Origin of the sequence: Clostridium ragsdalei P11 (genome assembly GCF_001675165.1) — a bacterium.
Classification (GTDB): Bacteria; Bacillota; Clostridia; order Clostridiales; family Clostridiaceae; genus Clostridium_B; species Clostridium_B ragsdalei.
This window is the reverse complement of record NZ_LROS01000013.1, coordinates 22675-34026: the sequence shown is the minus strand read 5'-3', so window position 1 is coordinate 34026 and position 11352 is coordinate 22675. Positions and strand designations below refer to the sequence as shown.

The 11352-nt window shown below is 30.0% G+C and carries 5 protein-coding genes, 1 pseudogene and 1 riboswitch; of the genes and pseudogenes, 1 reads left to right on the top strand and 5 read right to left on the bottom strand.

Annotated features, from left to right (window positions below):
• Positions 1-174: 174 nt before the first annotated feature.
• The 5 genes and pseudogenes from addA to thiC all read right to left on the bottom strand — a co-directional run bounded on the left by addA (position 175) and on the right by thiC (position 9712).
• Positions 175-3897 carry a helicase-exonuclease AddAB subunit AddA gene (gene addA / locus CLRAG_RS07450; protein ID WP_242872105.1) on the bottom strand — a complete coding sequence of 1241 codons (3723 nt, stop codon included), beginning with the start codon at positions 3895-3897 and terminating at the stop codon, positions 175-177.
• A 104-nt stretch (positions 3898-4001) separates the two neighbouring features.
• Positions 4002-5066, bottom strand: coding sequence for a sensor domain-containing diguanylate cyclase (locus tag CLRAG_RS07445; RefSeq protein WP_065077837.1), 1065 nt, complete (start codon positions 5064-5066; stop codon positions 4002-4004).
• A gap of 386 nt (positions 5067-5452) precedes the next feature.
• Entirely contained in the window at positions 5453-6943 is a 1491-nt protein-coding gene (thrC, locus tag CLRAG_RS07440; RefSeq protein WP_065077836.1) for a threonine synthase, read from the bottom strand.
• Positions 6944-7176: 233 nt separating this feature from the next.
• A pseudogene (locus CLRAG_RS21380) lies at positions 7177-8399 on the bottom strand (amidophosphoribosyltransferase); the annotation flags it as partial.
• Positions 8399-9712, bottom strand: a complete 1314-nt coding sequence (gene thiC / locus CLRAG_RS07425; protein ID WP_065077833.1) for a phosphomethylpyrimidine synthase ThiC — start codon at positions 9710-9712, stop codon at positions 8399-8401. The pseudogene CLRAG_RS21380 and the gene thiC, both read right to left, overlap by 1 nt.
• Positions 9713-9837: 125 nt before the next feature.
• Positions 9838-9944, bottom strand: a riboswitch (TPP riboswitch).
• 246 nt (positions 9945-10190) lie between these two features.
• Between thiC and CLRAG_RS07420 the strand changes: the two genes are divergently transcribed.
• Positions 10191-11342: an aminotransferase class V-fold PLP-dependent enzyme gene (locus CLRAG_RS07420; RefSeq protein ID WP_065077832.1), complete on the top strand. Its 1152-nt coding sequence runs from the start codon at positions 10191-10193 to the stop codon at positions 11340-11342.
• Positions 11343-11352 lie beyond the last annotated feature (10 nt).

Genomic DNA, 11352 nt, shown 5'->3' with positions numbered 1-11352 from the left:
GGTTATTGTAAAATATTTCTACGCATAAGTTTATTTTTTAGTCAGAATTTCTATATAATAAAGTTAAAACTTTATGTAGAATGCCTACTGTTTCATATCTTAAAGCATGAGTAAAGAGCAGATTATTTCATCTATTTTGACTATAATCTGTACCTCTAAAAGGTAAGCGTATATTTACATTTCAATTAAGCTATTGTTGAAAAATAAGTAGAGATATTTATTTTTTACTTGCTTACCAGTTAATTTTTCAAGTGCCCTTGCGTAATAATAAATTTGGGGTTTGTATTTATCTTTTATATTATCTATATCATCTACATAATCTGTTTTATAGTCTATAAGCACTAATTCTCCATTTTCTTCAAAATAGCAATCTATTATTCCTTGAATAATTATTTTTTCATCCTTATATATTTTATCTGGAAGCTCTTTATATAATTCATTACTTTCTATTTCCATATAAAATGGAGTTTCCCTATATATATTCTCTGCCTCTTTCATTCTGCTTCCAATTTCAGAATAAAAGAACTTCAATATTTTACCTAGGGGTATTGACTTAACTTCCTCTTCCCTTATAAATTCTCTCTGAACCAATCTATCTACCTGTTCTTTTATTTCATCGTAAGAATTAACTTTTTTTATGTCAATATGCTGCAAGATTAAATGCAAAAGAGTTCCCCTTTCAGCAGCTGTCATACCTTTTTTTTCTCTTAAAAAAAGTGGTTTTTTTAATTGTACCGATTCCATCAAATTCACGCCATCTTCCATATCAGTCAAATCAAATCTTCTCTTTAACTCTGATACAGAAAATTTAGCAGGTATCTTACAAGCTTCCTCATATTTATATTTCCAGTTAAGTCTTCTATCAACTTTATCCATATATTGTCCATCATATTCAGCTAAATTAAGTTCTTCAATTTTACCCAGTATATCTACATCTTCTTTTTCTTGAGATACACTTCTAAAATCATCTTTCTTATAAATATTTACCTTCCATGTAGAATTATCCCCTATAACTAGATTTAAATTATCTTCACCTTTAGAAATTTCTCTTATAGGCTTTCCACATGGGTGTTTAGCCAGTGCAGCCCCTATCCAATCCAAAAAGTTTCTAGCACTTATAAGCGAGTACTCAGGAAGTTTATCTCCTTTATAAGAAGCACATTCACACCATCTTTGAGTTGTTTTTTCAATATTATTTACCATTCCAGTTATTATAAGTTTTTCTTTTGCTCTGGTAAAGGCAACATATAATATTCTCATTTCCTCTGAAAGAGTTTCTACTTTTAGCTTTTTTCTAAGTACCTGTTTCATAACAGTAGGATAACATATATGCCTTTTTACATTTACATAATCCGGTCCAAGGCCTAACTTTTCATGAAAAAGTACCCCTTTATTCATATCCATCAAATTAAACTTTTTTCCTGTACCTGAAAGTACTACTACAGGAAATTCAAGTCCTTTGCTTTTGTGAACACTCATTATCCTGACTACATTTTCATCTTCTCCTAGTATTTTTGCACTTCCTAAATCGCCACTGCTATTTTTAAGTTTGTTCATAAAATTTATAAAATTAAAAAGTCCTTTGTAACTGCTCTTCTCGTACTGTTTTGCTCTTTCAAATAACATCCTTAGGTTTGCCTGCCTCTGAATTCCCCCAGGCATAGCCCCTATAAAACCGTAATAGCCCGTTTCAGTATAAAGATGCCATATAAATTCATCTATTGGCATATACTTTACTTTTTTTCTCCAATTATTAAGTCTTTTCAAGAATTCACTTACTTTATATTTCAATCTATTTCCCACATGCTTTAATGATATATCTGATTCACAGTCATTTTCCGAAATTGTCTTTAATATGTCATAAAAATGCATTTTTCTATCTACCATTCTTAAATCTATAAGTTCCTCTGGAGAGAATGATTCTATAGGAGACCTAAGCACAGCTACAAGTGGAATATCCTGAAGTGGGTTATCTATTATTTCAAGTACTGATATTATCGTCTTTACTTCTATATTCTCAAAATATCCGGCAGATATATCTGCAAATACAGGTATTTCTAAACTATTAAGTTCTTCTACAAAAGTAGGAGCCCAATTTTGCGTGGCACGCATTAATATTACTATGTCTTTATACATTACATTCCTATAGGACTTCGTATTTTTGTCATATACTTTTAGTGGCTCTACTTCTTCTTTACCATTTATGAGCTCACTTATTTTTTCTGCTACAAGCCGTGCTTCTACCTGAACATTATCTAAAACTTCTTCATTTTCTTGAATTTCTTCACTTTCTTCTTTTTTATCTATTATATTAAGCTCTATATCTCCACTATAGTTTACAGATGAGTTTTCATAATCTGCTGAACTTTTTAAGCATTCCTCATCCGTATAATCTAATTCTCCTACTTCTCTACACATTATTTGTTTAAATAAATAGTTAGTACCTTCTATTATTTCTTTTCTGCTTCTAAAGTTTTCAGATAATTTTATCTTTCTGTTTTCAGCCGTCTTTTTTTCAGAATAACTATTATATTTCTGCAAAAAAAGTTCAGGTTTAGATTGTCTAAATCTGTATATACTTTGCTTTACATCTCCTACCATAAACAAATTTGAGTCTTTTGATTTTCTGCTTATCATATTCATTATAACTTCTTGAACTTCATTGCTATCCTGATATTCATCTATAAATATTTCCTCAAAATATCCTCTATATTCTAAAGCTGCCTCTGAAGGAACTATATTTCCCTCTTCATCTTTATCTGTTAATATTTCAAGGCAAAAATGTTCTATATCACTAAAGTCCAGTATCCCTCTTTCCCTTTTCTTCAAGCTGTAATTTTTATCAAACTCTATTACAAGAGAAGCCAGGCACTCCATCATAGGGTATACTTCCTGCATATTTTTATATATATCATCGGAACCTGAAAATATATCTTCTTTTATACTATTTAACTTCTTTTTAACTTCATCCCTTACATTCTTAGCCCTTTCCTTCACTTCTTTAACGTCATCTTTTACTTTTTTAGTGGAAAGCTTTTCAAAACTTAATTGTAAAAACTTTTCTTTTAGTTCTTCCCAAGAATTTAAAAGCGATAATTCCTTTATATTTTCATAATCTTTTTTAAAAGTATCTTCATAGTGCTCAAGTCCTTCTACGCTTTGGATTATGGTAAGTTCTCTTTCTATTCTATCCTTGCATCCCTTAACTTCTACCTTTAGGCTGTGCATAATCATTTGTGCCCATGAGGTATTTCCAAAATCAAAGTTTTCCTCAACATTAAAATTTTCTACCGCTTCTCTTAACCATTTTTCAGGCCATGGATTACTTTTTGAAAATTCATAGAGGGAAAGTACCATATCTTTAAGTTTAATATCATTTTTACTTTTAAAACCGTCTACAAGTTTTAAAAATTCTGTATTTTCCATATCATATTTCTCATCTAAAAGTTCCTCAAGTACATCCTGTTTTAAAAGAACTGCTTCTGTACTGTCGCATATTCTAAAATTAGGATCTAAATCTATTAAATGAAAATTACTTTTTATAACCTTAAGGCAAAAAGCATGTATAGTAATTATATTAGCCTGATTTAAGAGTGTAAGCTGTTTTTGAAGATTTTTTGATCCATAATTTGATTCTAACAGTTTAGAAATTGCCTCTGCTATTCTCTCTTTCATTTCAGAAGCTGCTGCATTTGTAAAGGTAACAACTAATAACTTATCTATATCCACATCTTCATCAATACTTGTTATTTCCTGTATTATTCTCTCCACTAGCACTGCTGTCTTACCAGTTCCTGCACCTGCTGATACTAGCAAATTACATTTGGGGGTAAAAATAGCTTCTCTTTGAGATTCTGTCCAATTTGTATCCATATCTACCACCTTACTAAAATTCATTGAAGATTTCCCTCTAAAGGATAACGCCTTTCTAAGTACTAAAGCCTGTTTAATAAGCATCAGATGGAGTCAAAACTCCATCTGATGTCAAGAGCTCTGTCTATTTAATAAACCACTTTATTCTTTCCAGAATTTTTTGCTCTGTACAAGTTCATATCAGCCCTTCTTATTGCACCTTCAACGTCTTTATTCTTATTTGTACATATTGCTATACCCATTGAAACCGTTACATAAGACGAGGCTTCATTGTACTCTACAGCTTTCTTTTTTATAATATCTCCTATATTTATCATTCTCTCATATACAGACATGGAATCTGTAACATTATACATATATATTATAATCTCTTCTCCTCCATATCTAGCTACCATATCTTCGTCCCTTATACTATCTTTTATTATGTCACTTACTTTTCTCAGAACCCTATCTCCATATTGATGCCCAAATCTATCATTAAAACTTTTAAAATCGTCAATGTCAATCATTACAATAGCAAAACCTTTACCGCAGTTTTTTACTTTTTCTTTTATAACCGAGAAAAAATAATTTCTGTTAAATAGTCCCGTTAAAAAATCCTTTTGAGAATTTTGCTTTATTTTATTATAAAGTTTATTATTCTCTATACATATGGCTATTTGATTGGTAAGTGCAGTTAATAACTTTACATGTTCATCATTTAAATAGTTATATATATGGTGCTCAACTACAATAACACCTAAAAGATTATCTTTTAAATATATAGGCATGAGTATGGAAGAGTGAATTTGAATATTATCATATATATATATATTATCAACACAATTTACTATACTAGCATTTAGACTACTTATATTTCCTTTATTGTAATCGCTAATACTAAAATGATGCTTTGTATTAGGCAAATTTGTAGATTTTAATTGAAGTTTTCTATTTTCTAAAAGATATACGCTTGAATAAGTTACCCCTAGAATTCCTATCATTATATCATTTATTATAGAAACTATTTCTCCTCTACCTATTCTTTTGTTTATATACTGACTTATCTCAACTATCAGAGACAACATATCAAGCTTTTTATCTAACTCTATAATCTTCATGCTTTGTTTTTGTATAATTCCTTCAGCCATCTTTTGATAACCTTCATACTCACTTTTAAGTTGATTATATTCATCTGATAATGACGTCAACATAAAACTCTCCCCTATTAAAAATACATATCTAAGCTAAAAATACTTTCTATAATTGTGTCTATAAAAGTATATATTCACAAGAAAATTTTTCCTCATGAATATATACAACAACTCCTCATACTATAGTATTATAAATTTATATAAACTGCTCATACTATTTTATTAGTTTCTCTACAAAAAATAATTTAACACTAATTTTCAACTACCTTCTAATTTTATATTATACTACTGTTTATAAATACATCCTAGCATTTTCATACATTATATATCGAATATTTATACTCTTAATTTTCAATATTCGACTCACTATTATACTTATATTGATGTATATTTTTTGTTATTATATGTAAAAATTTTTTTGTAAAGAAGGGAGAATTTACATTTAATTATAATAAAAATTTTCTAATCTCATCTTTCATCTGTTGTTTTTCACATACAGTACTGTGAATAACTTCACTTTTCATTAGTTTCTCTATAGGTTTAGGAACTTCGAGAGAAGCAGTTTTGCTCATTACTTCTATAAGGTCAAAATCTTTTTGATTCTTATATTTATCGTCTAAAGCACTCATTACGGATTTTGTAAATTTAAAAGGACTTGCAGTAGAAACAATAATGGTTTTTGTGTCATCTCCTGTATCCTGCAAATACTTTCTATACACGGAATAAGCCACTGAAGTATGTGTGTCCATTAAGTAATGGTAACTTTTGAAAACATCACTTATAGAATTAAGTGTTTCTCCTTCACTTGCAAATCCACCATAAAGCAGTTTTAATTTTTCTTTCATATTTTCACTTACACTATACTTTCTATTTTTATTTAAATCTTTCATTAACCCCTGTACAACTAAAAAATCATTTCCGCTTATATCATATATGAATCTTTCAAGATTACTGGATATGAGTATATCCATAGAAGGAGATATAGTTACTATAAACTCTCTCTCAGCATCATAGATTCCACTTTTTAAAAAGTCATATAATACTTTATTATCATTTGAAGCACATAAAAGTCTATTTATAGGCAAACCCATTTTTTTTGCATAATAGGCTGCAAGTATATTTCCAAAATTACCTGTAGGAACTACAAAATTTATCTTTTCTCCTAATTTTATTTGCCCCTTCCTTAAAAGTTCCATATATCCATGAAAATAATATACTACTTGAGGTATAAGCCTTCCTATATTTATGGAATTAGCAGAAGAAAACATATAAGACTTTTCATCCAATTCTTTTTTTAATTCTTCATCATTAAAAATTTTCTTAACTTCAGTCTGGGCATCATCAAAGTTTCCCTTTATTCCTATAACTTTAGTATTTTTGCCTGCCTGGGTAACCATCTGTCTTTTTTGTATATCACTTACCCCTTTTTCAGGGAAAAACACTACTATTCTTGTATCCTCTACATCTGCAAAACCCTCTAGTGCTGCCTTCCCAGTATCTCCAGAAGTTGCCGTAAGTATAACTATCTTTTTATGCAAATTTTGCTTTTTTGCAGCAGCCTGCATTAGATGTGGTAGAAGACACAATGCCATGTCTTTAAAAGCTAAAGTTGGTCCATGAAACAACTCTAAATAAAATACATCCCCAACTTTCTTTACAGGTACTATTTCATCTGATTCAAATTTATTGTCATAAGCTAGGTCTATGCACTTCTTCAACTCATCTTCAGTAAAATCAGTGAAAAACTTTCCAATTATGCATAAAGCTAATTCCTTATAAGTCATATTTTTAAATTTTTGTAATTCTTCTTCATTCACAAAAGGTATGCTGTCTGGAACAAACAATCCACCATCTTCTGATATTCCTTTTAGTATAGCTTGAGATGCAGTATAATTTCCATTTAATCCCCTAGTACTGTTATAATGAATTTCTTTCAAGTGTATCTCTCCCTTTTCTATAATTTTTACTAAAATAGTTATACCTATATAATAACATACGAAATATAACTTGAAAATTACAGTTATATTAATTTACAAACCTATAACGATTTCAAAGCAAAAAATCTATAGATATAGAGTTTTTAAGTATGATTTCAATTTTGTTATTATATTTTTGGATATTTCTCATTAAAGCATCCTTTACATAAATTTTGTTCTTCATTAAAAATTTAGCAAAATTCCTCTAAACTTAAATATTCTAAAGTAGTAGCACCTATTTCTTTTCTTATTTCCTCTATACTTTTACAAGCTGCTATAAGTTCCTTTTTTATTCCTATATCAATACCTAGATGACAGCAGTATTTTATAGAAGGTGATGCAATTCTAAAATGAACTTCTTTTGCTCCATTTTTTAATAAAGATTTAACAACTTTTCTACAACTAGTTCCTCTAACTATAGAATCATCTATAACTATTACCCTTCTCCCTTTTATTTCATTAAACAAAGGACTTAACTTTATGTCTACCATACTTTCTCTTAGATTTTTATGCGGAAATATAAAACTTCTTACTGCATATTTATTTTTTATAAAACCTAGCCCATAAGGAATTCCAGAAGCCTTTGAATAACCTATAGCTGCAGGTATACCAGAATCCGGTACACCAATAACTATATCCCCTTCAACAGCATGATTTTTATATAACTTTTTTCCCGCACTAATTCTAGATTCATACACACTTATTCCATCTATAATACTGTCTCCTCTAGCAAAATATATATATTCAAATGAACAAAATCCATAATTTTTTTCTTAAAAACATTAACACTTTCCATTGATTTATTACTTATAATAATCATTTCTCCAGGATTAACATCTCTTATAAATTCTATTTTCAGAGAAGATAATGCACAACTTTCTGAACTTATAACATAATTGCCATTTAATTTTCCTATGCATAATGGTCTTATGCCTAAAGAATCTCTTACTGCTATTAATGTATCTTTAGTAGAAAGAATTAGAGAATAGGAACCTTTTAAATATTTAAGTCCATTAATAAACTTGTCTTTTATTTCTACATGAGGTTCCATTTCCAAAAGCTTTAAAATTACTTCTGAATCTGAAGTAGTTTTAAAAACAGCACCTTTGGCTTTTAATTTTTCTTTAAGCCCCTCTGCATTAGTTATATTTCCATTATGTGCAATAGCAATTTTCCCTTTAAGCTCTTGTAATTTCTCCACATCAAATACCTGAGAAACTAATCCCATACCTTTATAGCAGTTAATCTGTTCTCCATCTGAAATTGCTATTCCTGCACTTTCCTGTCCTCTATGTTGAAGAGCCGAAAGGCCATAATACATGATATTACCTAAGTAAATATCTTCATTGGAAAATACGCCAAAAATTCCACAAGCCTCTTTCGGCTTATCTTCTTGAATTCCTTTAAGCTCATACATCAATCATCATCTCTTAAAACATTTAAATTTTTTCCTTCCATAACCTTATTCATATTTCTAACAGCACACATTTTTCCACACATAGTACATGTATGTTCATCTTCTGGTTTTGATTCTTCTCTATATCTTCTTGCCTTTTCTGGATCTATAGATAAATCAAATATTTTTTTCCAATTAAGCTCTCTTCTAGCTTTACTCATAGCATTATCCCAGTCTCTTGCACCTTTTATTCCCTTTGCAATATCTCCTGCATGAGCTGCAATTTTAGTAGCTATGATTCCTTCTTTCATATCTTCTAAGTTTGGAAGTCTTAAATGTTCTGCTGGAGTTACATAACATAGAAAATCTGCTCCTGAAGATGCAGCTATTGCTCCTCCTATAGCTGATGTAATGTGATCATAACCTGGTGCTATGTCTGTAACTAAAGGTCCTAACACATAAAATGGTGCATTATGACACAATTTCTTTTCTATCTGCATATTTGCTTTTATTTCATCTAAACTCATATGCCCTGGTCCTTCTATCATAACTTGTACATTTCTCTTCCAAGCTCTTTTTGCAAGCTCTCCTAAAGTCATAAGCTCCTTAATTTGTGAAGCATCTGTAGAATCCTTTATAGCACCTGGTCTGCAAGCATCTCCTAAACTTATAGTTACATCATATTTTTCACATATATCTAAAACCTTATCAAAATGCTCGTAAAAAGGATTTTCTTTTCCATTTAATTCCATCCATGCATATATTAAAGCTCCACCTCTGGATACAATATTCATAAGTCTTTCATTTCTCTTAAAAATTGCTGCAGTCTCTCTATTTATACCTGCATGAATAGTCATAAAATCCACACCATTTTGCGCATGTTTTTCGATTACACCTAAAAGTTCTTCTTCAGTTATGTCTTTTAATTCTTTGTCATAAAATCCCACTGCATCATACATAGGCACTGTTCCTATCATAGCAGGTGACATTTCTACTAGTTTAGTTCTAAATTCTTCAGTTTTTCCAAAGCAACTTAAATCCATTATAGCTTCTGCTTTCATTTCTAAAGCTGTCTTAACCTTTTCTAGTTCGTCCTCTATGCAATTGCAGTCCTTTGAAATTCCCAAGTTTACATTTATCTTAGTTTTAAGGTATTGTCCCACACCTTCTGGATCTAATGATTTATGATTTTTATTAGCTGGTATTACAACTGCACCCTGTGCAACTAATTCCATTAGTTGTAGTGGTTTCATATTTTCTTTAGCAGCTACCCTTCCCATTTCCTTTGTAATTATGCCTTTTTTAGCAACATCCATTTGTGTCGTGTAATTCATTTTAAACATCTCCCTTAACATATTTTTCAAAAACTATGTTAAATAAAAAAGGAGGTGATTCTAAATCTCCCTCATATTCATCTTTATATAAATAAAAAAATGCAACCTTATAAAGTTGCATTTTAAAACTATATAAAGCTCTTCCCTACGCTGGAATTATCCAGATCAGGTATGAGGGTCAGAACTAACAGTTCTATCTCAGCCTATAACATAGACCCCCCTAGATTATTTAATTTTACATGTAAATTATATCATATATGTTTAATTTTTTAAACTGTACATTTTTATACCTTCAATAAGTAATTGGAGATTTACACCCAAATACCCCTTTAACTTCTTATAATAAAGTTATAATATAATTATAAGGTTTATAAAAAGATCCAGATTTATATACATTAACATTTTAATTAAAAATTGATAATGTTGAATTAATTATATTTTATAAATCTAGGAAACCTAAAGAAAGGAGATAATCGTATTGGGAATTTATTTAGACAATGCTGCTACATCTTATCCAAAACCACCTGCAGTTGTAGATGCAATTTCAAATTTTATGAAGAACATAGGAGCCACTGCAGGAAGAGGAGCTTACAAATCAGCTATTGAAGCTGATAGACTTATATTTAACTGCAGAGATAATATATGTAAGTTATTTAACGGTAAAGACCCATCTAACATAATCTTTACTTATAATATAACAGATTCACTTAATCTAGTAATAAATGGGATCTTAAGTCAAGGAGATCATGTTATCACAAGTAGCTTGGAGCATAATTCTGTATGGAGGCCCTTAAAAACTCTTGAACGGGACATAGGTATAGAAATATCTACGCTTCCCTGTACAAATGAAGGAATATCAAAAGCCTGTGATATAGAAAAATTAATAAAGAAAAATACTAAGCTAATTGTATTCACTCATGCTTCTAACGTGCTTGGAACTATTCAACCTATAAGGGAAATAGGAGCTATAGCCAGGAAACATAAAATTCTATTTTTAGTAGATAGTGCCCAGACAGCTGGAGCTTACCCTATAGATGTACAAAAAGACAACATAGATATTCTTGCTTTCACAGGTCATAAAAGTCTTTTGGGACCTACTGGCACAGGAGGACTTTTAATAAATTGCAATACTAATTGTATAAGGCCATTAAAATCTGGAGGAACTGGTGAGGATTCCAAAAATCCATATCAACCTGATTATTATCCTAATAAATTAGAAGCAGGCACCTTAAATGTAGCTGGAATAGTTGGTTTAGGAGAAGGAATTAAATACATATATGATCTAGGGATACACAAGATAAGAGATAAAGAAAATGAAATAATTGAGTATGCCCTTAAGAGATTAGAGGAAGTTCCAGGAATTCATATATATGGCCCAAAAGATGCGAAAAAAATAGTAGGTGTTATTTCATTTAATATAGAGAATACGTCTGGTGAAGATATTGCTTTTAAGCTGGATAAGGAATATGACATAATGATAAGAGTTGGATTTCATTGTGCTCCAACAGCCCACAGGATAATGGGGACTTATGAAATTGGTGCTATTAGAATAGGTATTGGATATTTTAATAAAAAGCAAGATATAGATGCATTAGTAAATGCTTTAAAAAATATAGTTTCTGAAAAATAAGTAAAAACCC